Origin of the sequence: Bradyrhizobium sp. URHD0069 (genome assembly GCF_000701345.1) — a bacterium.
Lineage (GTDB): Bacteria > Pseudomonadota > Alphaproteobacteria > Rhizobiales > Xanthobacteraceae > Bradyrhizobium.
The window spans coordinates 126,573-151,322 of record NZ_JNIJ01000015.1 but is presented as its reverse complement, the minus strand read 5'-3'; the positions used below and the strand labels follow the sequence as shown (position 1 = coordinate 151,322).

The window sequence follows — 24,750 nt, the reverse complement described above, 5'->3', positions numbered from 1 at the left end:
ATCAAAAGTTCGATCTGGCACAAATCCTCCTTCGTCATGCCCACGGGCTTGTCCCGGCCATCCACGCCTTTGTCTTGATAGCCGAAGACGGGATGGCGGGAAGAAACCGGACATGACGATCAATTTATCTTCTATCCGACTGTGTCAAGAACACGCTGATCGCGCTCAATGCCAGCGCCGCACCGGCCGCAAACCAGATCGCGGCGAGATTGATCCAGTGATAGGCGAGCCCGCCGCACAGGGCGCCCGTCACCAGCGCCGCCCACAGCAGCAGGTTGGGCGCCCAGCCCCAGCGTGCGCCGCCGGTCAGGGCGGCTGCAATGAGTTGTCCGGCCTTCACCAGCGCGCCGGTGACGTAAGTGAGGCCGAGACCCGCGCCGCCGTCGATCTGGAACACCGCGTTCTCCAACCCCATCGCCAGCACGATCGCGGCGATCGCGACATTCGGCAGGCCGAATGCATAGCAAAGCGCGGCGCCGGCGAGCAGCGCCGCCTCTAACAGCAGCAGCCAGGGCTGGCGATTGGCACCGCGGCCAAGCACGATAAGGCTGCCGGCGGCGGCGCCGATCACGAACAGCGCGATCAGGCCGAACGCCTTGGCTGCATCCAGCCAATTCCCATCGCCAAGGCTGACGCCCATCCGCGTCGAGTTGCCGCTCATGAAAGAAACAAACAGGCCGCCGAGATGCAGGAAACCGATGCCGTCGACATAGCCGGCCAGCGCGCTCAGCGCGCAGGCCAGGGCAACGTTGCGGCTTGAATCAAGCATCGTCCTGCGCACCGTCGTTGCGATCCAACGATAGTGTTCATGAAAGCGGCCGACTTGAAAGCGGCCGACTTGGAAAGCATGACCACGCCGGAGCGCGGTCCACCGCCGGCCTAGCCTGCCGCGAGCCCTTCCGGCGCGGCGGCGGGGGAAGGCTTGTCGCGATGCCCCTTAATGTCTGCGACGGCCCGCGCGATGGTTTCGCGAAATCTGGCGCGCGGCGGCCTGACCCCGTGGGTCAACAGCGCGCGGCGCACCGTCGGCGAAGCGCCGGTGATGTAGAGCCGGATGCCCTGCCGCTTTGCCTTGGTCGCAACCCGGCTCATCGCATTGGCCGCGGTGGAGTCGAGAAACGGTACCGCCGCGAAATCGACCACGAAGGCCTTGCGGGTGTCGGCGATGCTGTCGAGCACCGTCCCTACTGTCGATGCCGCGCCGAAGAAGAACGCGCCGGTGATGCGGTACACCAGCACATCGGGGTCGGCGGCAAGGCTGGCATCGTAGGGCACGCGATCGCCGTTGCCGTCGTCGGCCCTGTCCTCCGTCACCAGCGGCGAATCAGCCTCGATACCCGTCATCTGCGCCATGCGGTTGATGAACAGCACCGCGCCGAGCGCGAAGCCGACGAGGATGCCCTCGGTGAGGTCGCGAAAGATCGTCAGTAGAAAGGTGGCGAGCAGCACGGTGGCATCGCCTCGCGAGGAGCGGATCAAGGTCGCGAATTCCTGCTTCTCCGCCATGTTCCAGGCGACTATCACCAGCACCGAGGCCAGCGCGGCAAGCGGAATGTAGCTCGCCAGCGGGGCCGCGATCAGCATGAACAGCAACAGAAACACCGAATGCAGCATTCCGGAGATCGGTCCCCGCGCCCCGGCGCGGACGTTGGTCGCGGTCCGCGCGATGGTGCCGGTGACACAGATGCCGCCGAACAGCGCCGATCCGATATTGGCGAACCCTTGCGCCACCAACTCGCAATTGGAGCGATGCCTGCGGCCGGTCATGCCGTCGGCCACCACGGCCGACAGCAAGGACTCGATTGCGCCCAGCAATGCGAACGCAATCGCGTCCGGCAGGACCAATCGCGCCTTCTCCAGCGAGAACAGCGGCCACGCCGGCGAGGGCAATTGCCGGGGAATGCCGCCGAAGCGGGTGCCGATGGTCTCCACCGGCAGCGACAGCGCCCATGTGCCGAGCGCCGCGACGACGACCGCGATCAGGATGCCGGGCCAGTGCGGCCGCAACTTTCGGAGCGCGACGACGATGGCGATGCTCACGGCAGCCACCGCGACCGCTGAAAGGTTGGCGGTGTGCAGCCCCCGCGCCAGCGCCTCAAGCTTCGGAATGAATTCGCCGGGCTCTGTGGTCGTCAGCGTGATGCCCAGCAGATCCTTGAGCTGGCTGGCGAAGATAATGACGGCGATCCCGGCGGTGAATCCCACCGTCACCGGATAGGGAATGAATTTGATGTAGGTGCCGAGCCGAAGCAAGCCGGCGGCAATCAGAAACAAGCCGGCCATCGCGGTGGCGAGAATCACGCCGTCAACACCGTGGCGCTGGACGGTCAGCGCCACCAGCACGATGAACGCGCCGGCGGGTCCGCCGACCTGGAACCGGCTGCCGCCGAGCAATGAGACGATGAAGCCGCCGATCACGGCGGCATAAAGTCCGCGATCCGGGGTCACCCCCGACGCGATAGCGATCGCCATCGACAGCGGCAGCGCGACAATCGCCACCGTCAGGCCGGAAATCACGTCGGCGCGAAAATCCGCAAAACCATAACCTTCACGCAGCACCGTGATCAGCTTCGGCGCATACAATTCGGCAAAGGTCGGCGCTTTGATCTGCCGCATGCCCGGTCGCTCCCTGTCTTTCCGATTCGGGACGATACCATGCAAGGGCCGATGCGACGGATTATTGAGCGGGATCACGGTCCCGCAGCATCGACAGTAGAAATCATGCCGCGACGCGATGCGCGGCGATGATCTGATCGGCGGTGCGGCCCGTGACCTCGGCCATATGGTCGAACTGCCGGGTGAAGCTGCCGGCACCCGCCGTCGCCGAGCGCAACTCCACGATCAATTCACCGATCTCGGCTTCCGGCATCATGGCGCGGACACGATCCCATCCGGGCCAATCGTCACGGGTATCGAAGCCGAGAATCTGCCCCCGCCGCCCGGACAGGATGGCGTTGATCTTCGCCGTAGCCTCGGTGGGACAGACGATTTCCACCACATGGATCGGCTCCAGCAACACCGGCTGGCACTGCGGCAGCCCTTCGCTGACGCCGATGCGCGCCGCGGTGCGGAAGGCGAGATCGGAAGAATCCACGCTGTGATAGGAGCCATCGATCAGCGTCACCTGAACGTCGAGGACGGGAAAGCCGAGCGGGCCGCGCATCAGTCCATCGACCACGCCCTCTTCCACCGCGCCGATATAATTTCGCGGCACCGCGCCGCCGACGACCCTTTCCTGAAACTCAAAGCCGGTACCGCGCGGCAGCGGTTTGATCTCCAGCACCACGTCGCCGAACTGGCCGTGGCCACCGGATTGCTTCTTGTGCCGGCCGCGCTGAGTGATCGATTTGCGGATGGTCTCCTGATATCCGACCGCCGGCGGCTGCGATTTGACGTTGACGCCGAAGCGGTCGCGCAGACGCTCCAGGGCGACCCGCAAATGCATCTCGCCCTGCCCCCACAGCACGATATCGTGGGTTCGGGGGTTCTGGATCATCGTCAGCGAGGGATCCTCCTCGTTCAGCCGCAACAGGGCCTGGCCCAGTTTGACGTCGTCCTTGCGGTCGGTTGCGGCGATCGCCATTGCCAGCACCGGGGGCGACGGCTCAATGGTGACCAGCGCTGGTGGAGCGGTCTTGCCGCTCGAGAGCGTGTCGCCGGTCTTGATGGTGTCGAGTTTGCTGAGCGCGACCGTATCGCCGGCTTCGGCGGAGGCGCGCTTGGTGTCGAGTGCGCAGTTCACCGCTGATATCCCGGACACCCGAGCGGTCTCGCCCGATGAGGATTGCAGCGTCGCGCCGTCATTGAGATGCCCGGCAAGCACGCGCGTCAGCGATAGCTTGCCGCCGTGCTGCAAATGCACGGTCTTGAATACATAGGCCAGCGCATCCTTGGTCGACGGTGTGCCGAGCCGCTTTGCGGTCTCGGCTACACCGGGCGATTCATGACGCAGCGCCTTCATCAGGCGCAGCACGCCGTTCCCGCGCATAGCCGAGCCGAGCAGCACCGGACAGATCAGCCCTTCGCGCAATTCGCGGGCGAGATCGTCGAATACCGCATCGCGCGGCGGCGGGATATCCTCGAGCAATTGCTCCATCAGCGCGTCGTCGTGATCGGCGAGCTTTTCCAGCATCGAGAAGCGGGCCTCCTTCTCGCGGTCGAGATCGCCGCCTTCCAGCGCCACGACTTCGGAGGCCTTGTGTTCGCGATAGACGAAGGCGCGTTCCAGCGCCAGATCGACGAAGCCCGCGATCAATTCGCCGTTCCAAATCGGAATCTGCCGCAGCACCAGCGGAATCCGCGACGCCGGCTGCAATGTCGCGAGCGTCTCGCGTATGCGCGCGTTGGCCTTGTCGATTTTGTTGAGATACAGAAAGCGCGGGATGCCGAGATCTTCCAGTTCGCGCAGGATAATCTGAAGTTGCGGCAGCTTGCGTTCGTCGGCCTCGCAAACCACCACCGCGGCGTCGACCGCCGGGATCGCAGTGCGCATGTCGTGCGCGAATTCTACGGAACCGGGGCAATCGATAAAAGTGTAACTGTCCCCCATGAAATTCGTCGTGGCAGCAGTGAGGCCGACGCCCATCTTGTGGTTCCGGGCCTCGGCGCTGGCGTCGCCGACGGAAGTTCCGGCATCCACGCTGCCGGCGCGCGGAATTGCGCCGGTGCGCGCCAATATCGCTTCAAGGAGTGTGGTTTTACCGCTTTGGAAAGGGCCCACCAGCGCGATGCACCGTGGACCTCGGGGACTGACGTCTTGTCCCATCGCCGTCTCCTCATCTGGAGCTCGGCCCTTGATTGGGTCGGCGGGCTAGATGCTCTCCCCACGGCCGCAATTTGGCAAGCAGGAAAAATGTCGCTGCGGTGCATCGTTCATCACATCACATCACATCGTTGCAAGGCGCAGCTTCAGCCAGTGCATCATTGCGAGCCAACGGGTTCGCACGAATGCGCGCCCGAGGACAGGCTTCGCGAAGCAGGCAAGCGGCGAGGCAAGCTTGGTTGCTTCATCGCTTCGCTCCACGCAATGACCGCGAACCGAATTGATTGCTTACCTTCCCGGACGGAGTTCCAGGCTTTGCAGCCCGGCGGCGATATTGAGGCCGACCTGGCCCTGCACGCTGAGTGGTTGCAGCGCGATGGAATTCGCCGAGCCGCCGACCAGCACGTTACCGCCGAGCCCGACGCCGATCGATGCACTGCCCTGCGCGCCGGCGTAATCGCCCGCGAGGGCGCCGGGGCCGAACCGCGCAACCGGTGCGTAGACGCCCCAGGCCAGCGTCGTTTCCTGGGTAATGCCGAGATCGAGGCCAACCTTGCGGATGGTCGCGACGTAACGGTCTTCCGGCACCCCTTCGCCGCGCAGCACGCAACCGAGATGGGTCACCGAGCCGACGATGAAGCCGACGCTAGCGCCGCCGCGGCATTCGAGAATGCCGACCTGCACGGCCTGCATCGGCTGCTGGGCCTTGGCGCCAGCGAACAGCGTAACCAGTGTGGCAACGGCGGCCCAGGCAAGGATGAACGAACGGCGCATGCAGAAATCTCCGGCTGATGAACGTGATGCGAGAAAATAATCAAAGAGGGCGCCGCAATTTCCGGCGCTCACTTCCGTATGCCACAACATCGGCAGCCGTGCCAGATTGCGGTGCTCGGAAGCCAATGACGACGCAAACGTCATTCCGGGCGCGAGGGAAACGAGCGAACTCGGAAACCACGGCGACGGCGCAAATAAAATAGATAAAATAACGTGCAAATCAAATAAACAGAGGCCCGCTTGCACGGGCCTCTGTTGGGTTGGGGCGGTGGCGTCTCAGCTCTGAGGACGATACGCGTGGTATTGCCGGCGAGGACCGCCATGCGTGAACCGCACCGACTGCACCTTTACAACTGATTTGCCTATCTCAAATTGCCGCAAAATCGCTGGATGCGTTTGCAGGCATCGTCGAGATCGGAAGTCTTGGTTGCATAGGAGATGCGGAACGCGGGACCAAGCCCGAAGGCCGAACCCTGCACCACCGCAACGCCTTCGCTTTCCAATAGCTCGGTGACGAAGTCTTCGTCGTTGGCGATTGCCTTGCCCGACGGCGAAGTCTTGCCGATGGTCCCGGCGCAGGAGGGGTAGACATAGAACGCGCCCTGCGGCCGCGGACAATCGATGCCCTTGGCCTGATTGAGCATCGACACCACGAGATCGCGACGCTCCTTGAACATCTTGTTGTTCACCGGGATGAAGTCCTGCGGCCCGTTGAGGGCTTCGACCGACGCCCATTGCGAGATCGATGACGGGCTCGACGTGGACTGCGACTGGATCGTCGCCATCGCCTTGATCAGCTCGGCGGGACCGCCCGCATAACCGATGCGCCAGCCCGTCATGCAGTAGGCTTTCGACACGCCGTTCACCGTCAACGTCCGGTCGTAAAGTTTCGGCTCGATCTGCACGGGCGTGGTGAACACGAAGTCGTCATAGACCAGATGCTCGTACATATCGTCGGTCATGACCCAGACTTGAGGGTGCTTCACCAGCACGTCGGTGATCGCCTTCAGCTCGGTACGCGTATAGGCGGCGCCGGTCGGGTTCGACGGCGAGCACAGGATGACCCACTTGGTCTTCGGCGTGATCGCCTTCTCGAGTGCGGCGGGCTGCAGCTTGAAGCCCTGCTCCGCCGTGCATACCACTGGCACCGGTTCGCCGCCGGCGAGCGCCACCATTTCCGGATAACTCACCCAATAGGGCGCGGGAATGATTACCTCGTCGCCCGGATTGATGGTGGCCATCAGCGCGTTGTAGAGCACCTGCTTGCCGCCGGTCCCGACGATGACCTGGTTCGGCTTGTAGGTAAGTCCGTTCTCGCGCTGGAACTTGGCGATGATCGCCTCCTTCAACTCGGGAATGCCGCCGACATCGGTATATTTGGTCTTGCCTGCCTCGATGGCACGGATCGCCGCGAGCTTGATGTTCGCCGGGGTGTCAAAATCGGGCTCGCCGGCGCCAAGGCCGATGATGTTGCGGCCGGCCGCTTTGAGCGCGCGCGCTTTATCCGTGACCGCGATGGTCGCGGACGGCTTCACACGGTCGAGCGCAGCGGACAGGAACGGCATCATCATCTCCTTGCAAACGTCGCGAACCGGCTCGTCCACGACTCTTCTTGTTGGGATCGATGCACCCTAAAGCGCGTTCCGCTGCCTCGCAAGAAGGTTGCTCAAAACAGCTTCGTGACGCCGGAGTTTCAGGAAGCGTTAAAGGCCGGACGCTAGGCTTGGCGCAACATTCATAAAATTTTGCGTCGAAATGGCTCATTTCTGGCAAAGACCGCCTTGGCAAAAGCTGCGATCCGGCCAATGGGTGACCGTCGAGCGCGCGCGCGGCTACAGCCTGATCCTGCTCGGCCTCTATGCCATTGCGATCGTCGGGTGGATCGCGCTTTCGCACGGCCTGGTCGATCGCAACGGCAAGCCCATCGGCACCGATTTTTCGAGCTTTTACGCCGCAGGTTCGCTGGTCCTCGATGGTCGAGCAGGTGACGTCTACGACATGGCCGCGCACTACGCGCGCGAACAGCAGTTGTTCGGCGCGGCCACGCCGTATTATGGTTGGCTGTATCCGCCGATGTTTTTATTCGTAGCCGCACCTTTGGCGCTGCTGCCCTATCCACTGGCACTGGCAGTTTGGCAGGGCGGGACCTTCGCACTTTATCTGGCCATCATCGCCGCCATCTTGCGGCGACCGCGAGGAGAAGGCGGAGCGATCGCTCGTCTCTGGCTGCCGGTTGCTGCAGCGTTCCCGGCGGTCTTCATCAATCTGGGCCATGGCCAAAACGGCTTTCTCACCGCCGGGCTATTCGGTGCGGCGCTCGTGGCATTGCCGCAACGGCCCATCGTCTCCGGCATCCTGTTCGGACTTCTCGCTTACAAGCCGCAATTCGGGCTCCTCATTCCGTTCGCATTGCTTGCCGCCGGTCAGTGGCGACCCACTATCGCCGCCGGCACCACGGTGATCGCAATGGCCGGCGCGACATATCTCGCATTTGGTCCCGAACTCTGGTGGTCGTTCGCAGCATCAACCGAAACCTCGCGACAGCTGCTGCTTGAACAGGGGAACGTCGGATTCGAAAAACTGCAAAGCGTTTTTGCGGCGGTGCGGATGTTGGGCGGCGGAATATCTTTCGCTTACATGGTTCAGGCCGTGGCATCGGCGGCGGCCGTCTGCAGCGTGGCGTGGGTTTGGCGTTTGTCCACCAGCGACCCCGACCTGAAGGCGGCGCTGCTGATGGTCGCGACGTTACTGGCCTCGCCGCATGTGCTTGACTACGACCTGATGATCATTGCGCCGACGATTGCGTTCCTCATCATCGCCAGTTCTGCGAATGGCTTCCGCAATTACGAAATAACCCTGCTTGCTGCAGTATGGATGGTGCCGCTGCTCGCACGCGGGGCCGCCGCTGCGACCGGCATACCCCTTGGTTTCTTGGCGGTGCTCGCGCTGTATGCCTTGATCATGCGGCGCGCGACGCTGGCCCGCGCCGGACTAGGTTCACCCAGAATCGCGCAAGCGTGATCTGTTGTGTTCAGCCGTGTTGGCAAGATCTTCTGCGTCGTTGCAGTGCGGTAGAGGTTTTCGACTTTTTCTAACTTGCGGGACTTGCGACGTTCCTGCATCGGCATCATTGTTTGGCCGTGTTGCGGGGCGACAAGCAATCTCACTTGCCGCACACGGCGTGTCCCACCGATCAAATGAATCCGGATGTACAAACTTTATTCGATGCAGCGCTCCGGCAACAGCTACAAGGTGCGCCTTGCGCTGGCCCTGCTCAACGCGCCCTATCGTGCGATCGAGATCGACATTCTACGGGGCGAGAGCCGCACGCCGGACTTTCTATCGAAGAATCCCAGCGGACAGGTGCCGCTCCTGGAAGTCGCGGAGGGACGCTACCTCGCTGAATCCAACGCCATCCTCTGGTATGTCGCCGGTGGCACCTCGCTTGCGCCGGAAACGCGGATCGAACGCGCCGAAGCGCTGCAGTGGATGTTCTTCGAACAGCACGCGCTGGAGCCGAATATCGGCGCGGCCTATTTCTGGTTGTCACTGGTCCGAGGGGGCCGCGACCTGCAGACGCACGCGCTGGAAGACTGGATGGAGCGTGGCTATGCCGCGCTGCAGGTGATGGAAAATCATCTCAAGACGCACGAATACTTCGCAACGGGCCAGCTCACGGTCGCGGATATCGCGCTCTACGGCTACACTCACCTCGCCGACCGTTGCGATTACGATCTCGCGACGTTCCCAGCGATCCGCGGCTGGTTGCGGCGGGTCGAACAGACGCCCGGCTTCGTCTCCATGGACTGGCGGCCCGGCGCCGAAATCGACGATGCGGCCGGCATGGCCGCCGAGGCTTAAAGGTCACGCAAGCAAATAGCGGGCATGGCTTCCCGCCGCCATTTTGCCATCTTCGGGGCCGGCCACCGCCCCAATCTTGCCGGCGATATCTGCGAAATTTGTGGATGTCGCAGGTGATTCGCCTGCGTGTTGAAGGATTTCGGCCATGATTCGGTCGCCCGGCGCCTGGGGCTTTCACAGCCGCTCCGCGCCTGTCGCTTCCTTCCGGCTGACCGGCGCGGTTGCGGCCTCCCTCGCGATCGGTGCGCTGTCGCTGTGCCTGATCGTCACCCTTACAGTGCTTTCGATCAAGGTCACCATGGCAATGCCGATTCCGGCGTAACTCAGATCAATTTTCCGGGCCGGTTTCTTCGCAGCAACACGCGGTGGTCGGCACGGCGATCGGGCAACGATGAAAACACCTGTCGCACTTGTTACCGCGTCGCTGACGGCGGCTATCCTGCTGGCAGCCTCATTCCTGATCGCCACGGGCACGCGCGGCGAAGACACCTCGTTTGCGTCATCGGCCGGACAGCTTGAGGTCCAGACCGTCGCCAGCGGACTGGTCGTCCCGTGGTCGCTGGCGTTCTTGCCCGATGGCCGGATGCTGGTGACCGAACGCCCCGGCCGCATGCGAATCGTCACGACGGAAGGACAGCTTTCGCCGCCGCTGAAGGGCGTGCCCGAGGTCTGGGCCTCGGGCCAGGGCGGATTGCTCGACGTCATCCTCGACAAATCCTACGCGCAAAACAGAACCATCTATTTTTGCTTCGCCGAGCGAACCGGTGGCGGCGGCCGTACCGCGGTGGCGCGGGCAAAACTGAACGACGGCGATGGCAGGCTCGACGACGTCAAGATCATCTTCCGGCAGGAAGGACCACTGTCGTCGGGCAATCACTACGGCTGCCGTATTGTGCAGGCGAACGACGGTAATCTGTTCGTCACGCTGGGCGATCATTTCATTTACCGCGATGAGGCGCAGAACCTTGGCAATCATCTGGGCAAGCTGATCCGCATCACGCCTGATGGTTCAGCCCCCACGGACAATCCATTCGTCGGCCGCAAAGATGCAAAGCCGGAAATCTGGAGTTACGGCCATCGCAACCAGCAGAGTCTCGCGATCAATCCCGCCTCGAATGATCTTTGGGAGATCGAACATGGCCCGCGCGGCGGCGATGAGGTCAACGTCATCGGCAAGGGCAAGAACTACGGCTGGCCGGTGATCGGCTACGGCATCGACTATAGCGGCGCCAAGATTCACGAGAGAACTGCCAAGGACGGTATGGAGCAGCCGGTCAAATACTGGGTGCCATCGATCGCCCCGTCCGGCATGACGTTCTATACAGGCAAGTTGTTTCCGAAATGGGCCGGCAGCCTGTTCACCGGCGCGCTCGCCGGCAAGATGCTGGTGCGGCTGTCGGTCAACGGCAACACCGTGACGGGCGAAGAACGCCTCTTGCGAAATCTGCACGAGCGAATTCGCGATGTGCGGCAGGGACCTGACGGAGCGCTCTGGCTGCTCACCGACAGTTCGGCGGGGCGGATTTTGCGGGTATCACCGGCCGCGAAGTGATCCTTTGTCCCGCACACGGTCGGACACGCCTCCGCTTGCGCCAAGCTCAGTTCAGCCAGCGTGATCGGGCTTCCGTCCGGCCTGTGGATAAGTCTGGCTGTCATGGCCGCGTTACACGTCAAGGCTAGGTTTCGCCCTGCGTCTGATCAAGCCCCCCGTCACGGATCAAACGCCCCAGCGGTCCCCGTCAGTCGCCGCGTCTGACCGGGGCCGCATTTTTTCGTCACCGCACTGGTTGCGTTGCGCATGACCGCCGCGCGCAACGGCCCCCGTGCTCCTCCGCTGCCCCGGTATTTACGTCAGCGAACCACTTACATGATCCGTATCATATCAATCGCATTGGCGTTGCTCGCCCTCACCCTTGTGCTGCTGCCGTTTCAAGTGATCGGCCTCGCCTTCGATCTGCGGCTGCAGCGGATCATCCCCCATCTTTACCATCGCGTGCTCTGCGCGCTGATCGGGGTGCGGATTCGCGAGCTTGGCCGGCGATCGATGGCAAGTCCCGTACTGATCCTGTCCAACCATGTCTCCTGGCTGGACATATGCGTGATCGCTTCGCTCGCGCCGGTGGTGTTCGTCGCCAAGAGCGAGGTCGCGGGATGGCCGGTGCTCGGCTGGCTTGCCCGATTGCAGCGAACGATCTTCATCAACCGGCAGGCCCGTCACCAGACCGGCGCCGCGACAAAGGAGATCGCGGGCCGGCTGCTCGGCGGCGACGCCGTGGTGCTGTTCGCGGAGGGCACCTCGAGCGACGGGATTCGCGTGTTGCCGTTCCGCTCGTCGCTGGTCGGCGCGGTCCATCACGCGCTCGGCAACAGCACCCATCACACCCACGTTACCGTGCAGCCGATGTCGCTGGCCTATGTCAGCTTCGGGGGTCTGCCGATCGGCCGTGCGTTGCGCGAGCGCGTGGCGTGGTACGGTGACGCCGACCTGGCCCCGCATCTGCTGCACGTGCTGGCGTCAGGTGCCGTCGATGTCACCGTGAGCTGGGGCGAGGCGGTCGCCTACGACACGAGCGCGGACCGCAAGGTGATCGCGCGCGACGCCGAAAAATCGGTACGCCGCATGACTGCGGCGGCGCTACGCTCATCCCCATCCGCTGTCGAAGCACCGGGCGATGAAATCGCGGCGATACCGGCATCGACATAGCAGCACCAGATCAAATCTGGCCGGCTTCATGCCGGATTGAAGCACCCGGTCAAGACCGCGTCTTGCGGCTTCAGCGCGCCCGGGCCACATTAGAATCTCACGTCGCGCCCTCCTCACAGGAATAATCATGCAAATTCGCAATCTCGGCGGCTCCGGCCTGCGCGTTTCCGCCGTCGGCCTCGGCTGCAACAATTTCGGCCAGCGCACCGATCTCGAAACCTCGCGCAAGGTGATCCACAAGGCGATCGACCTCGGAATCACGCTGTTCGACACCGCCGACATCTATGCCGGGATGGGGGGCTCCGAGACCGTGCTGGGCCAGGTGCTCGGCGACCGACGCAAGGACATCGTGCTGGCGACGAAATACGCCAAGCCGATGAGCACCGACGACACCAAGCAAGGCGCGTCGCGGCGCTACATCATGTCCGCCGTGGAGGCGAGCCTGCGGCGGCTGAACACCGACTACATCGATCTCTACCAGCAGCACGATTACGACCCGCTGACGCCGATCGAGGAAACCCTGCGGGCGCTGGACGACCTGATACGGCAAGGCAAGGTCCGCTACATCGGCAATTCGAATTTCCCGGCATGGCGTATCGCCGAAACCGAGCTGACTGCGCGCGCCATCAATGTCAGCCGGTTCGTGTCGTGCCAGGACGAATACAGCCTGGTCGTGCGCGACATCGAAAAGGATTTGCTGCCCGCGGCGCAGGAATACAAGCTCGGCCTGCTGCCGTTCTTCCCTCTGGCCAGCGGTTTGTTGACGGGGAAATATAAACGCGGCGCCGCGGCGCCGGAGGACACGCGCTTTGCGAAAACCCCCGCGCTGCGCGACCGGTATGTCACGCCACGCAACGAGGACATCGTCGAGAAGCTGCAGGCCTTCGCGCAGGCACGCGGGCACACCATGCTCGAGCTGGCGTTCTCATGGCTGGCGGCGCGGCCGCAGGTATCGAGCGTGATCGCCGGCGCCACCCGCGTCGAGCAGATCGAGCAAAACGTCAAGGCGATCGACTGGGCGCTGAGCGTTGAGGATTTCGCGGAGATCGATAGAATTACCAAATAAATTCGTCATTGCCCGATGGGTTCGGCTCTGGTCATGACAAATCGGTTGGAAAATCCGCTCTCGCGGCGCCTCGCTTGTTCGGGCTGCGGCACGGAATTCACCTGCAGCCTCGCGGGACCGTGCTGGTGCGCCGAGGAAGCCGCGCGGCTGCCGATGCCCATCGATGGCAGCGATTGCCTGTGCCGCGATTGCCTGCGCAACATGGCGGCGCAGACCGTCGCAGGTGATGCCGGCTCGTCATCCTGATAGGCGCAAATTCGGGCGCACAGCCTGGACCTCAGCCAGGGCGATTTGCGCGCCATGCCCATGGCGCGACCGCCCTCGCCGCCGAACAGCTTTAAAGACATCGAGCTGCCCTCCTGCGTTTCCGTCATGCCCCGCCAAGGGGTCGGCGCAAAGGGCCGCCCGATGACAGGCTCCGGCGGGGCATTTAGTCTTCCGCAGTGTTCGTGCGAACCAACACCGCCTGCGTTTACTGGATCATCCGCTTTCGCGGATGATGACGACTAACAAGGCGCTGCCGACTAGCGTTACCTCACCACCGCGGCGGTCTGCCCGAACAACAGCTTGCGTTCTTCCTCGGTGCGGATCGACGGCTGGCCAAAATTCGGATTGACCTCCTTGGCCTTGGCGTAGGCGCGCACGGTCGCTGGCCGCTCGCGGATGGTCTCGAGCCAGCGCTTGAGATGCGGGAAATCGTCGATGTTCTGGCTCTGGTTCTTGTACGGTACGATCCAGGGATAGCTCGCCATGTCAGCGATCGAGTAGTCGCCGGCGATGAACTCGCGATCGGAGAGCCGCTTGTTGAGCACGCCGTAGAGCCGGTTGGTCTCGTTCACATAGCGGTCGATGGCGTATTTGATCTTTTCCTGGGCGTAATTGTTGAAGTGATGGTTCTGCCCGGCCATCGGCCCGAGCCCACCCATCTGCCAGAACGTCCACTGGATCGCATCGTAACGGCCGTAGATGTCCGAGGGGAGGAGTTTGCCGGTCTTCTCCGCGAGATACAACAACATCGCGCCGGATTCGAAGATCGAGATCGGCTTGCCGCCGCCCTTCGGCTCGTGATCGACCAACGCGGGAATGCGGTTGTTCGGCGCGATCGCCAGAAACTCCGGCTTGAACTGGTCACCCTTGCCGATGTTGATCGGGAAAATCTTGTATTTTAGCCCGGTCTCTTCGAGAAACATCGTGATCTTGTGGCCGTTCGGGGTGGTCCAGTAGTAAAGATCGATCATGGCGTGTTCCTGTGCTGCCGCGGAGATGCATACCGGCACCCGCGGAATTGCATGCGATCGCAAAAAGTTCACCGCATCGTGAACGCACCGCATCGTGAACGCGAAGTCAATGGTGGGCGTTTCGCATCGCGGCGAATTGATCTGCAGTACATGATGGATGGAACGCGCTAAGCGCAATCAACTGAGGCGGCCGTGCTTGCGCAGCAGCTTTGCGCCTTTCAAAAGAAAGCAGCTGAGCTCCGCGCCAGCAGCAGCCAGCTTCCGTAAATGATGTAATAGCCGGCAACCGTGGTGATCAGCCACCTCGCCCACGTGCGAAACTGCAAGTCCGTCATGGCCTCAAGGATGCGCCGCGCCAGCGTCGTGCCGAGCATCGACGCCGCGACGGCGAGCGCGGCGAGCACAGGATCGAGCGTGGCGGCCTGGTCGATGATGCCGCCGAAATAGATGAGCTTCACGAAATGACTGGCGACCTGACAGGTGGCCTTGGTCGCGACGATGCCGCGGCGATCGAACTTGCCGCCGAGGAAGAAGGTATCCATCAGCGGCCCTGAGACGCCGGTCATCAGCATCAGCCCCATGCAGATCGAGCCATAGAAGGTGCCCTGCCAGATGCTCTCAGGGTTGGGCTTCAGGCCCGGCGGCGTCAGCCGCGCCATGAACGGCGTCACCCCCAGCAAAAGCAGCGCTATCGGCTTGTCCGGCACATAGCGGGTGATCGACCATGCTCCAAGGGCGATCGCGCATCCGATCAGATAGATCGCTACCGGCCGCCACCGGATGTGGCTCCGCCACAAAAAAGCGCGCCAGCCATTGGAGGCCATTTGCGTGACCGCATGCAGCACCATCGCCGTTGGCAGCGGCATCAGCGTCAGCAGCACGCCGATCAGGATCAGGCCGCCGGCCATGCCGAACAGCCCGGACAGAAACGCTGTCGCGACCATCAGCAGGCCAAGCGCTGCAATCATCAGCGGCGTCATTCGAATCTCCTGATCATTTCTGCCCTGCTTGGACTTGCTGCGCAAATTGACTTATCGTGGCCTGGCATCAGTTTTCCTGAGGGTGAAATGCGGCGGCTGCTGTTTCTCAACGGCATCAAGGCGTTCGAGGCCGCGGCACGAAGCGGAAGCTTCGCCGGCGCCGGTGCGGAGCTCAACGTATCGGCGGCGGCGGTGAGCCGGATGGTGCATCTGCTGGAGCAGCGGCTCGGCGTCGCTCTGTTCGAGCGCAAGGCGAACCGGCTGGCGATGACCTCGGCGGGGCGCGCGTACCAAAGCGGCCTGACGCCGATCTTCGATGCGCTGGCGAGCCTGACCGCGCAGGTGACGGCCCCGTCCAGCCTGCGGGTGCTGACCATCGGCGTCGGCCCGACTTTTGCCATGCGATGGCTGATCCCGCGACTGGCGGATTTTCGCAAACAGGAGCCTGATATCGACGTGCGCATCACCACCGGCGGCGCGGCGGCGCCGTTCGGCGAGGACTGGAGCTGCGGCATCAAACTCGGCGACGGTGAGTGGCCGGGCCTGATGGCCGAACCGCTGTTCGCCGGCGACCTGCTGCCGGTGTGCGCGCCACGGCTGGCGGCGCAGCTGAAACGCCCCGGCGATCTCATGGGACCGAGCCTGCTGCGCGTCGCACATTCGCCCGAGGACTGGCCGTTGTGGCTCAAGGCCGCCGGCGTCGCGCGCGTGACGGCGCGCGGACCGCAGATTCAATACTACGGCCAGGCGCTGCAGGCCGCCGTCGACGGGTTAGGCGTGGCCATGGGCATTCGGCCCTATATCGACGACGATCTCGCCGCCGGACGGCTGGTCGCGCCTTTCGCATTGACGGTGCCGAAGGGTATGCGCTGGTATCTGGTCTATCGCAGCTTCCAAACCGAGCAGCGCGATTTCGCCGCGTTCCGGCGCTGGATGATGCATGCCGCGGCCGAGCCTGCCGCGCGTGGCAAGCGCATCGGCAAGGTCCGTCGCAATGGCGGTTGAGCAAGTCAGACATTGATCATCGGCGGTGCGGCTGCGTGTACCCTCGGCGGGCCGGCCTGCCTTCCGCATTTCCTTAAAAAAAATATGCCCGCGATGTGAATGAGTTCACATTGGTTTTTTTGGATTTGTGTTTTCTTCTCCAAAAATACCCGGAGATACGAAATGACGTACGCCTATGGCGGCTTTGACATTGAGTCTTTCGAAGCTGGAACAGTTTGTGGCACGTCAGGATCCGGCGGGCGGATCTGAAGCCGGTGATCATTGACGCCGTTTTGTTTTCGGCGCTAGAGGTCGGCTTCGCATGGTCCAGTCCCGATGCCGCAATCGCCGATGCCAAGACTCAAATCGATCGCCTCAAACGATCAACTATCTAACCTGATCTAAGAAGTGGCCGCGTCCCATGCCTCAACCCCACGCCAACCCGACCCCGCTGCCTTCCGCTACGACGCTCTCCGACTGTCCGCTATGCGGCACTCGCCTGGTGGTCCAGCGCATCATCGCCGGACGATTCGGGCTAGAGCATTGGACGCTGAGGTGCCCGAAATGCGGCCATAGCCATCAGGATGCGATCGATCCCTCGTGCGCGCCTGATACGATCTAGGCTTCGACGGGCCCCTCCTACCGAACGGCTCAGTTATTTTCGAATGCATGCGTGATGGCAAGCTGGGCCTCGCGCTGTATTTGCCGCAGATGAGCCTGACTGCGGAAGCTCTCCGCATAGATCTTGTAGACATCTTCGGTGCCCGAAGGCCGTGCGGCAAACCATCCGCTATCCGTGATGACCTTGATGCCGCCGAACGATTGGCCGTTGCCGGGAGCGGCTGTGAGCGTGGCCCGCACCGGCTCGCCGGCAAGTTCTGCCATGGCGAGTTTTTCGCCCGTAAGCGCCTTCAGCAGATTCTTCTGCGCTGATGTCGCGGGCGCGTCGATCCGTTCGTAGAACGGCACGCCCAGTTCACCCGTCAATTGGTCGAACAATTGGCTCGGGTCGCGCTCGGTCCGCGCGGTCATCTCGGCGGCCAGCAGCCCCAGAATCACGCCATCCTTGTCGGTCGTCCATACCGATCCATTCTTCCTAAGGAACGAGGCCCCCGCGCTTTCCTCGCCGGCGAATCCGAATGACCCGTCGCCGAGACCATCCACGAACCACTTGAACCCGACAGGTGTTTCGACAAGCCGGCGGCCGAGCTTGTTCGCGACGCGATCGATGATCGCACTGCTCACGATGGTCTTGCCCACCGCGCTGTCCTTGCCCCAGTTCGGACGATTTTCGAACAGGTAGGAAATGGCGGCGGCAAGGTAGTGGTTTGGATTCATCAGGCCGTTGGAACGGGTCACGATGCCATGCCGGTCGGCGTCGGTATCGTTGGCAAAGGCGACGTCGAACTTGTCGCGCATCCCGATCAGCTGCGCCATCGCATACGGCGACGAGCAGTCCATCCGGATTTTTCCATCCCAATCGACGGTCATGAACCGGAACGTCGGATCGACCGCATCGCTGACAATGGTCGCAGCGAGGCGATAGCGCTCGATGATCGGCCGCCAATAATGTACGCCCGCGCCGCCCAGCGGATCGATCCCGATCGTCACGCCTGCGGCCCGGATCGCTTCCATGTCGATAACATCGGCGAGGTCGGTGACATAAGGCCCGATGTAATCATAGCGGTGAACGCAAGACGATTTGAGCGCGCGGTCATATGGGATGCGTTTCACGCCGCTCAGACCGCCTTCAAGCAAGCCGTTCGCAACGCGCTCGATGCCGGTCGTGATATCGGTATCCGCCGGACCGCCGTTGGGCGGATTGTATTTGAACCCGCCGTCCTCCGGCGGATTGTGCGACGGCGTCATCACCACGCCATCGGCAAGGCCATTGTCGCGGCCCTTGTTGTAGGTGAGGATCGCGCGAGAAAGAACCGGCGTCGGCGTATAGCCGTCGTGCTCGTCGAGCATCACGTCGACGCCGTTCGCAGCGAACACCTCGAGCGCGCTCGCCAACGCCGGCTCCGCCAATGCGTGGGTATCGATGCCGACGAATAATGGGCCGGTGATGCCGAGGTTGCGCCTGATATCGCAAACCGCCTGGCTGATCGCCAGGATATGCGCCTCGTTGAACGCGTTATTGAATGCGGAGCCGCGATGCCCCGACGTGCCGAACGCAACGCGTTGTGCCGGCACTGACGGGTCGGGCTTTCCTGCAAAATAGGCCGTCACCAGCCGCGGTATATTGGCCAGCATCGATGGATCGACAATCTTGCCGGCAAGCGGATTGATTTCAGTCACCTGGTTCCCTCGATGTTGGAAGCGGAGAATGGTCCCGTGGGTTTTTGCCCTTTTCTCGCCGGCGGACTCATCCCATATTCCTGCGATGGCGAAGAATCCAGACAATCCGAAAAAGTCCGTAAAAGCACCGAAATCGAAAGCACATCGCCCCGATGTGCAGCCGATCGGGCCGGCGCTGGCGGAACTGCTCAATCCTGCGATCAATCGCGGCGAAAGCGGCCTCGGCTCGTCCACCGGATTGCGGCCGCCGCCGGATAATTCGAAAGACCGCCGCTCGGGCGGCGAGGCCGCGGTTCATCGGGCGCGGGCATCGACGCGCGGGACGAGCGATGATGTGGCGAAGCGCGACGCGTCTGCCACGAGCGACGCGTCACCTGGCTCACCCCCCTCCCACAAGGGGGCAGGGAGCAAAGGAGCTAGCGGCGAGGGAGCAGACCGGCGCGGCTTCGACGAAGCCCCGCAAGCCAATTACGGCACCTCGGCCACAATACCGACCCTCGATCCGGAGTTGGCGAAGCAGTTCGGCTTCACCACCGAGGAGGAAGACGCCGCGGCGATGGCGCGCCCGCCGCGCAACAAGATGGAAGCGCTCGGCGTCGCCGCCACCGCGGACGCACTGGAAAATCTGATCCGCGAAGGACGTCCTGAATTCAAGGGCGAAGACGGCCAGGTGAAAATCTGGACGCCGCACCGACCGCCGCGCCCGGAGAAATCCGAAGGCGGCGTGCCGTTCGTCATCAAGTCCGAATATGAGCCGAAGGGCGACCAGCCCACCGCGATCGCCGAACTGGTCGAGGGCATCAAGCGCAACGACCGCACCCAGGTGCTGCTCGGCGTCACCGGCTCCGGCAAGACCTACACCATGGCCAAGGTGATCGAGGCGACTCAAAGACCCGCCATCATCCTTGCGCCGAACAAGACGCTGGCGGCGCAGCTCTACGGCGAGTTCAAGAGCTTCTTCCCCGACAACGCGGTGGAGTATTTTGTCTCTTATTACGATTACTACCAGCCCGAAGCCTATGTGCCGCGCACCGACACCTATATCGAGAAGGACTCCTCCATCAACGAGCAGATCGACCGCATGCGCCACTCGGCGACGCGGGCGCTGCTGGAGCGCGACGACGTCATCATCGTCGCGTCCGTGTCGTGCATTTACGGTATCGGCTCGGTCGAAACCTATACCGCGATGACGTTTGCACTGAAGAAGGGCGAACGCATCGATCAGCGGCAGCTGATCGCCGATCTGGTAGCGCTGCAATACAAGCGCACCCAGGCCGATTTCACCCGCGGCACCTTTCGCGTCCGCGGCGACGTCATCGACATTTTTCCGGCGCACTATGAAGACCGCGCCTGGCGCGTCAACCTGTTCGGCGATGTCGTGGAAAATATCGAGGAGTTCGATCCGCTCACCGGCCACAAGCAGGACGACCTCGAATTCATCAAGATCTACGCCAACTCGCACTATGTGACGCCGCGGCCGACGCTGGTGCAGGCGATCAAGTCGATCAAGAGCGAATTGAAGCTGCGGCTGGACCAACTCAACAATCAGGGCCGGTTACTGGAAGCGCAGCGGCTGGAGCAACGCACCACCTTCGATCTCGAAATGATGGAAGCCACCGGCTCTTGCGCCGGCATCGAAAATTATTCGCGCTATCTCACCGGACGCCGCCCCGGCGAGCCGCCGCCGACCTTGTTCGAATATGTCCCCGACAACGCGCTGGTGTTCGCCGACGAAAGCCACGTCACCGTGCCGCAGATCGGCGGCATGTTCCGCGGCGACTTCCGCCGCAAGGCGACGCTCGCCGAGTACGGTTTCCGCCTGCCCTCCTGCATGGACAACCGGCCGCTGCGCTTCGAGGAATGGGACATGATGCGCCCGCAATCGGTCGCGGTGTCGGCGACGCCATCCGCATGGGAGATCAACGAGAGCGGCGGCGTGTTCGTCGAGCAGGTGATCCGCCCCACCGGGCTGATCGATCCGCCGGTCGACATCCGCCCGGCGCGCACGCAAGTCGACGATCTCGTCGGCGAGGTCCGCGCCACCGCGCAAGCCGGCTATCGCTCGCTGATCACGGTATTGACAAAGCGCATGGCGGAAGACCTCACCGAATATCTGCACGAGCAGGGCATTCGCGTGCGCTACATGCACTCGGACATCGACACCATCGAGCGCATCGAGATCATCAGGGATCTCCGGCTCGGCGCGTTCGACGCGCTGGTCGGCATCAACCTGTTGCGCGAAGGGCTCGACATTCCCGAATGCGCGCTGGTCGCGATCCTCGACGCCGACAAGGAAGGCTTTTTGCGCAGTGAAACGTCTCTCATCCAGACCATCGGCCGCGCCGCGCGCAATGTCGACGGCAAGGTGATCCTCTATGCCGACCAGATCACCGGCTCGATGCAACGCGCCATCGCCGAGACCGATCGCCGCCGCGAGAAGCAGGTCGAATACAACACCGCCAACGGCATCACGCCGGAAAGCATCAAGAAATCCATCGGCGATATCATGAACAGCGTCTACGAGCGCGACCATGTGCTGGTGGAAATCGGCGACGGCGGCATCGCCGACGACGTCATCAGCATCGGCCACAATTTCGAGGCGGTGCTGAACGATCTGGAAACACGGATGCGCGAAGCCGCCGCCGACCTGAATTTTGAAGAAGCCGCAAGACTGCGCGACGAAGTCAAACGTCTCCGCGCCACCGAACTAGCTGTGGTCGACGACCCCACCGCGAAACAGCGCGTCGTCCAGGGCAAAGCCGGCGCCTACGCCGGCAGCAAGAAATACGGCGAGTCAGCGAACCTGCCGGCGGCCGCGCTGAAGAAGCGCGGCACCTCTTCCCCCTCGCCCCGTTCTTCACGGGGTGAGGGGCATTCCTCGGGTGGCGCCCGCGGCACCTCAAAAGTCCACAAACCCCACCTCGACGAAATGCACGGCCCGGAGTCCCTGCCCTACCGTCCCGGCGGCGCGAATCCGCGCAAGCCTGCACTCGGCGACGCCGGTACGGGCAGCGGCAGCAAAATCTTCCAGCCTACCGACTCGCGCCAATCCGGACCCGAATTCGGTCCCGCTCCGCGCTCGAGCGGCGGCGCGCCGGGGCATCGGGGTGGATGGAAGAAGCGGTGAGGATCCATTCGCGCGGCCTAAGCAATTAGAAGCGAACAAGTCCGCCGTCGAATCCCACATGCTCTCAAATGATCCGTTGATGGATCAAAGTTGGGAGCATGAACCAGGCGCGTCCTCAAGAATCGAGCTTGATCGGTGCGGCTTGATAGATGGCCGCTATGCCTCGATAGCGATCAAATTCAACATCGCAGCGCTATGACGCGATCTGCCACAAGCTGACCTCACTGCACCCGTCGCACTGCTGGCAACCGATATGAATCGTCAAGCACCGACGCCTGTGCGCCATAGAGACGTCGGCTAAAAAAGCGAAAGATAGAGCGCGGGAATTATTCCCGATTTATTCGGGAAAGATGGATACCCAGGGTCGGAGTTTTTGCTCTGTCACTAAGCGATTGATGGATTATCATTCGGGTCAAGCCGCGGACAAGAACGACCACCACAGCATGGGTGGGACAAATGGGCCTGCGAGTTTTGCTCGTCGCATCAATCGCGACGGGGGTCGTTGTTGCTGGGAACGAGGCTGTCTGCGCCCAGGCCGGGCCCGACCGGGTTGAAGCGCTGCCGCCCATTGAGGTGTCTCCCGAAGACCGCGCCAGGCGTGTCGGCTCAAGCAGCGGGACGCGCACCGCGCGTGCACGGCCAAGGGCGGTGTACGTACCAACCGCGCCGACGCCGACCTCGGATTCCGCTGCTACGATCGAAGCGGACAAGGTGCCGGCGAGCGTCAATGTCGTCGACAGCAGAGAAATCGCGCGAACCGATTCGCTTAATATCACGAACGCACTCGAACAGCGCGTGCCGGGCGTCAGCATCAACGAGGTCGCCGGCAATCCTTTTCAGCCGGACATCCAGTTCCGCGGCTTCGTGGGGTCTCCCGTGGCGGGCACGCCGCAGGGCCTTGCGGTCTACCAGAACGGGGTACGGATCAACGAAGCCTTCGGCGACACTGTCAACTGGGACCTGATTCCGACCACTGCGGTCAGGTCCATAGACGTTGTGACCAACAATCCAGCCTTCGGTCTCAACGCGCTGGGCGGCGCGGTCGTCGTGCAGATGAAGGACGGTTTTTCCTATCAGGGCGCCGAGATCAACACCATGGGCGGTTCGTTCGGCCGCATCCAGAGTTCGGCGCAGTGGGGCAAGCAGATCGACAATTACGCTGTCTATGGCGCGCTCGAAGGCCTGCATGACAACGGCTTCCGCAATTTCTCGCCCTCCGACATTCGCCGTTTCTACGGAGACGTCGGCTACAGGAACGACGTCAACGAGTTCCATCTCAATGTGGGCCTCGCCGACAACAGGTTCGGCGTCGCGGCGACCGTGCCGGTCGAGCTGTTGCAGAATTTTTGGGGCGCGACTTATACGACGCCGCAAACCTCTGCCAACCAGGTCGGCTATTTCAACCTGACCGGAAAGGTCGAGGCGACCCCGACCTGGACCATCGAAGGCGCCGCTCATCTGCGCGTCTTCAAGCATAAGACGCAGGATGGCAACCCGACAGCGACGGAGCCCTGCGAGGCCAATGCGGGGCTGCTGTGCTTTAACTCTGTCGATGTTCCGGCAAATGGCCTGAATGGCGGTCAACTCGCCAACCCCTTTCCACTTGGCGCCGTGCTCGGCCAGAGCGACCGCACCACCACCAAGTCGACCACCGCGGGCATGCAACTGCAGGCGACCAATACCGATCAGCTGTTCGGCCATGACAACCGTTTCACCATTGGCGGAAGCTTCGATTCCAGCGTCACGTGGTTCACGGCGAGCGCCGAACTCGGCACCATCGGTCCGAACTATGTCGTTAGCGGCAGCGGCATCTTTCTCGGCCGGTCCGGCGATCCCATCTCGATCGGCCCGGTCTCGCTGCGCACCGTCAATCAGTATACCGGCATCTACGCGCTCGACACCTTCGACGTGACCAAGGCGTTTTCGATCACCGCGGGCGGCCGCTTCAACAATGCGCGCATCTTGCTTGAGGACCAGCTCGGCAGCGACCTGAACGGCTATAACGTCTACAACCGTTTCAACCCGCTGATCGGCGGCACCTACAAGATCACGCCGGAGCTGACCGCCTATGCCGGCTATTCCGAGGCGAACCGCGCCCCGACGCCGCTGGAGCTCGGCTGCGCCGATCCGGCGCGCCCCTGCATCGCCGCCGCGTTCCTCGTCGCCGATCCGCCGCTGCAGCAGGTGGTGTCGCGCACCGTCGAGGCCGGCTTCCGCGGTACCAAGGAATTGAACATCGGCACGCTCGGCTGGAAGGTCGGCGGCTTCCGCGCCACCAACAACGACGACATCCTAGCGATCCCGAGCCCCGAGCTGCAGGGTTTTGGCTTTTTCCAGAACGTCGGTTCGACACGCCGGCAGGGCATCGAGGCGGAGGTCACTCTGAAATCACCCACGCTGCAGCTTTACGCCAGTTATGCCTTCGTTGACGCGCGTTTCCTTGACGCGCTGCAGATCTCCTCGCATAGCCCGTTCGCGGACGCCGACGGCAATATTCAGATCCTGCCGGGCGACCAGGTCCCCGCCATCCCGCGCCATCGTATCAAAGCCGGCTTTGACTATGCGATCACCGATGCCTTCAAGGTCGGCGCGGACGCGGTCTTCGTCAGCAGTCAGTATTTTGTCGGTGACGAGTCCAACCAGGCGCCGAAACTGGCGTCCTATGCCGTGGCCAACGTCCATGCTTCCTACCAGATCAACAAGACCTTCCAGATCTACGGCCGCATCGACAACCTCTTTGACAACCGCTACGCGAGTTACGGCACGTTCTTCGAAATCGGCGAGGTGCCCAATTTCACCAACGGCGGTGCGCCGTTCACCGACGCGCGATCCGTCAGCCCGGCGCGGCCGCGCGCGTTCTATGCGGGATTGCGGGCGACATTCTAGCTCGCTCGCAGATAATTCATGGATGCTGATCTTGCACTGGTGACGCTAAGGCTCATCCTTAGCGGCC

At 62.8% G+C, this 24,750-nt stretch carries 19 protein-coding genes; 9 read left to right on the top strand and 10 right to left on the bottom strand.

Annotation, left to right across the window (positions count from 1 at the left end):
• Positions 1–124: 124 nt before the first annotated feature.
• The 5 genes from N554_RS0110365 to N554_RS0110335 all read right to left on the bottom strand — a co-directional run bounded on the left by N554_RS0110365 (position 125) and on the right by N554_RS0110335 (position 7,101).
• Positions 125–769 carry a YoaK family protein gene (locus N554_RS0110365; protein ID WP_029583403.1) on the bottom strand — a complete coding sequence of 215 codons (645 nt, stop codon included), beginning with the start codon at positions 767–769 and terminating at the stop codon, positions 125–127.
• Positions 770–879: 110 nt separating this feature from the next.
• A complete protein-coding gene (locus N554_RS0110355; RefSeq protein WP_029583402.1) occupies positions 880–2,616 on the bottom strand; it encodes a SulP family inorganic anion transporter in 1,737 nt (578 codons plus the stop codon).
• Positions 2,617–2,719: 103 nt separating this feature from the next.
• On the bottom strand, positions 2,720–4,765 hold the full coding sequence (locus N554_RS0110350; RefSeq protein ID WP_029583401.1) for an elongation factor G: 2,046 nt from the start codon (positions 4,763–4,765) through the stop codon (positions 2,720–2,722).
• A gap of 285 nt (positions 4,766–5,050) precedes the next feature.
• Positions 5,051–5,536 (bottom strand): DUF992 domain-containing protein, encoded by a 486-nt coding sequence (locus N554_RS0110340; protein ID WP_029583400.1) that lies wholly within the window; start codon positions 5,534–5,536, stop codon positions 5,051–5,053.
• 362 nt (positions 5,537–5,898) lie between these two features.
• Complete coding sequence (locus N554_RS0110335; protein WP_029583399.1) at positions 5,899–7,101, bottom strand: pyridoxal phosphate-dependent aminotransferase; 1,203 nt, start codon at positions 7,099–7,101, stop codon at positions 5,899–5,901.
• A gap of 244 nt (positions 7,102–7,345) precedes the next feature.
• On the opposite strand from N554_RS0110335, the gene N554_RS0110330 reads away from it, so the two are divergent.
• Entirely contained in the window at positions 7,346–8,557 is a 1,212-nt protein-coding gene (locus N554_RS0110330) for a glycosyltransferase family 87 protein (RefSeq protein WP_371259472.1), read from the top strand.
• Between the two features lie 186 nt (positions 8,558–8,743).
• Positions 8,744–9,397 (top strand): glutathione S-transferase family protein, encoded by a 654-nt coding sequence (locus N554_RS0110325; RefSeq protein ID WP_029583397.1) that lies wholly within the window; start codon positions 8,744–8,746, stop codon positions 9,395–9,397.
• A 3-nt stretch (positions 9,398–9,400) separates the two neighbouring features.
• On the opposite strand, the gene N554_RS39790 is transcribed toward N554_RS0110325, so the two are convergent.
• Complete coding sequence (locus N554_RS39790; RefSeq protein WP_156041875.1) at positions 9,401–9,544, bottom strand: hypothetical protein; 144 nt, start codon at positions 9,542–9,544, stop codon at positions 9,401–9,403.
• On the opposite strand from N554_RS39790, the gene N554_RS40925 reads away from it, so the two are divergent.
• From N554_RS40925 to N554_RS0110300, 4 genes are all read left to right on the top strand, one after another.
• Complete coding sequence (locus N554_RS40925) at positions 9,543–9,719, top strand: hypothetical protein (protein ID WP_197033525.1); 177 nt, start codon at positions 9,543–9,545, stop codon at positions 9,717–9,719. The two genes, N554_RS39790 and N554_RS40925, sit on opposite strands and share 2 nt — an antisense overlap.
• A 69-nt stretch (positions 9,720–9,788) precedes the next feature.
• Positions 9,789–10,949: a PQQ-dependent sugar dehydrogenase gene (locus tag N554_RS0110310; RefSeq protein WP_029583396.1), complete on the top strand. Its 1,161-nt coding sequence runs from the start codon at positions 9,789–9,791 to the stop codon at positions 10,947–10,949.
• Positions 10,950–11,264: 315 nt separating this feature from the next.
• A complete protein-coding gene (locus N554_RS0110305) occupies positions 11,265–12,101 on the top strand; it encodes a lyso-ornithine lipid O-acyltransferase (RefSeq protein ID WP_029583395.1) in 837 nt (278 codons plus the stop codon).
• A 127-nt stretch (positions 12,102–12,228) separates the two neighbouring features.
• The gene (locus N554_RS0110300; protein WP_029583394.1) at positions 12,229–13,167 is read left to right on the top strand and encodes an aldo/keto reductase; all 939 of its coding nucleotides are present in this window, start codon (positions 12,229–12,231) and stop codon (positions 13,165–13,167) included.
• Positions 13,168–13,172: 5 nt separating this feature from the next.
• Here the strand turns inward: N554_RS0110300 and N554_RS42935 are convergent, their stop codons facing one another.
• The 3 genes from N554_RS42935 to N554_RS0110285 all read right to left on the bottom strand — a co-directional run bounded on the left by N554_RS42935 (position 13,173) and on the right by N554_RS0110285 (position 15,385).
• Positions 13,173–13,514 (bottom strand): hypothetical protein, encoded by a 342-nt coding sequence (locus tag N554_RS42935; RefSeq protein ID WP_156041874.1) that lies wholly within the window; start codon positions 13,512–13,514, stop codon positions 13,173–13,175.
• 183 nt (positions 13,515–13,697) lie between these two features.
• Entirely contained in the window at positions 13,698–14,405 is a 708-nt protein-coding gene (locus N554_RS0110290; protein ID WP_029583392.1) for a glutathione binding-like protein, read from the bottom strand.
• A 218-nt stretch (positions 14,406–14,623) separates the two neighbouring features.
• Complete coding sequence (locus tag N554_RS0110285) at positions 14,624–15,385, bottom strand: sulfite exporter TauE/SafE family protein (RefSeq protein WP_029583391.1); 762 nt, start codon at positions 15,383–15,385, stop codon at positions 14,624–14,626.
• An 87-nt stretch (positions 15,386–15,472) separates the two neighbouring features.
• Between N554_RS0110285 and N554_RS0110280 the strand changes: the two genes are divergently transcribed.
• Positions 15,473–16,390 carry a LysR substrate-binding domain-containing protein gene (locus N554_RS0110280; protein ID WP_029583390.1) on the top strand — a complete coding sequence of 306 codons (918 nt, stop codon included), beginning with the start codon at positions 15,473–15,475 and terminating at the stop codon, positions 16,388–16,390.
• Between the two features lie 630 nt (positions 16,391–17,020).
• Here N554_RS0110280 and pgm read toward each other — a convergent pair.
• Entirely contained in the window at positions 17,021–18,670 is a 1,650-nt protein-coding gene (pgm, locus tag N554_RS0110270) for a phosphoglucomutase (alpha-D-glucose-1,6-bisphosphate-dependent) (protein ID WP_029583389.1), read from the bottom strand.
• 85 nt (positions 18,671–18,755) lie between these two features.
• On the opposite strand from pgm, the gene uvrB reads away from it, so the two are divergent.
• Positions 18,756–21,797, top strand: a complete 3,042-nt coding sequence (gene uvrB / locus N554_RS0110265) for an excinuclease ABC subunit UvrB (protein ID WP_081851215.1) — start codon at positions 18,756–18,758, stop codon at positions 21,795–21,797.
• Positions 21,798–22,253: 456 nt separating this feature from the next.
• Positions 22,254–24,683, top strand: coding sequence for a TonB-dependent receptor (locus N554_RS0110255; protein ID WP_029583387.1), 2,430 nt, complete (start codon positions 22,254–22,256; stop codon positions 24,681–24,683).
• Positions 24,684–24,750: the final 67 nt, after the last annotated feature.

Bases quoted from the DNA above. Each gene is read 5' to 3' on its own strand.
- N554_RS0110365 (WP_029583403.1), bottom strand. From the start codon at position 769: ATGCTTGATTCAAGCCGCAACGTTGCCCTGGCCTGCGCGCTGAGCGCG.
- N554_RS0110355 (WP_029583402.1), bottom strand. From the start codon at position 2,616: ATGCGGCAGATCAAAGCGCCGACCTTTGCCGAATTGTATGCGCCGAAG.
- N554_RS0110350 (WP_029583401.1), bottom strand. From the start codon at position 4,765: ATGGGACAAGACGTCAGTCCCCGAGGTCCACGGTGCATCGCGCTGGTG.
- N554_RS0110340 (WP_029583400.1), bottom strand. From the start codon at position 5,536: ATGCGCCGTTCGTTCATCCTTGCCTGGGCCGCCGTTGCCACACTGGTT.
- N554_RS0110335 (WP_029583399.1), bottom strand. From the start codon at position 7,101: ATGCCGTTCCTGTCCGCTGCGCTCGACCGTGTGAAGCCGTCCGCGACC.
- N554_RS0110325 (WP_029583397.1), top strand. From the start codon at position 8,744: ATGTACAAACTTTATTCGATGCAGCGCTCCGGCAACAGCTACAAGGTG.
- N554_RS40925 (WP_197033525.1), top strand. From the start codon at position 9,543: ATGATTCGGTCGCCCGGCGCCTGGGGCTTTCACAGCCGCTCCGCGCCT.
- N554_RS39790 (WP_156041875.1), bottom strand. From the start codon at position 9,544: ATGGCCGAAATCCTTCAACACGCAGGCGAATCACCTGCGACATCCACA.
- N554_RS0110310 (WP_029583396.1), top strand. From the start codon at position 9,789: ATGAAAACACCTGTCGCACTTGTTACCGCGTCGCTGACGGCGGCTATC.
- N554_RS0110305 (WP_029583395.1), top strand. From the start codon at position 11,265: ATGATCCGTATCATATCAATCGCATTGGCGTTGCTCGCCCTCACCCTT.
- N554_RS0110300 (WP_029583394.1), top strand. From the start codon at position 12,229: ATGCAAATTCGCAATCTCGGCGGCTCCGGCCTGCGCGTTTCCGCCGTC.
- N554_RS42935 (WP_156041874.1), bottom strand. From the start codon at position 13,514: ATGTCTTTAAAGCTGTTCGGCGGCGAGGGCGGTCGCGCCATGGGCATG.
- N554_RS0110290 (WP_029583392.1), bottom strand. From the start codon at position 14,405: ATGATCGATCTTTACTACTGGACCACCCCGAACGGCCACAAGATCACG.
- N554_RS0110285 (WP_029583391.1), bottom strand. From the start codon at position 15,385: ATGACGCCGCTGATGATTGCAGCGCTTGGCCTGCTGATGGTCGCGACA.
- N554_RS0110280 (WP_029583390.1), top strand. From the start codon at position 15,473: ATGCGGCGGCTGCTGTTTCTCAACGGCATCAAGGCGTTCGAGGCCGCG.
- uvrB (WP_081851215.1), top strand. From the start codon at position 18,756: ATGGCGAAGAATCCAGACAATCCGAAAAAGTCCGTAAAAGCACCGAAA.
- N554_RS0110255 (WP_029583387.1), top strand. From the start codon at position 22,254: ATGGGCCTGCGAGTTTTGCTCGTCGCATCAATCGCGACGGGGGTCGTT.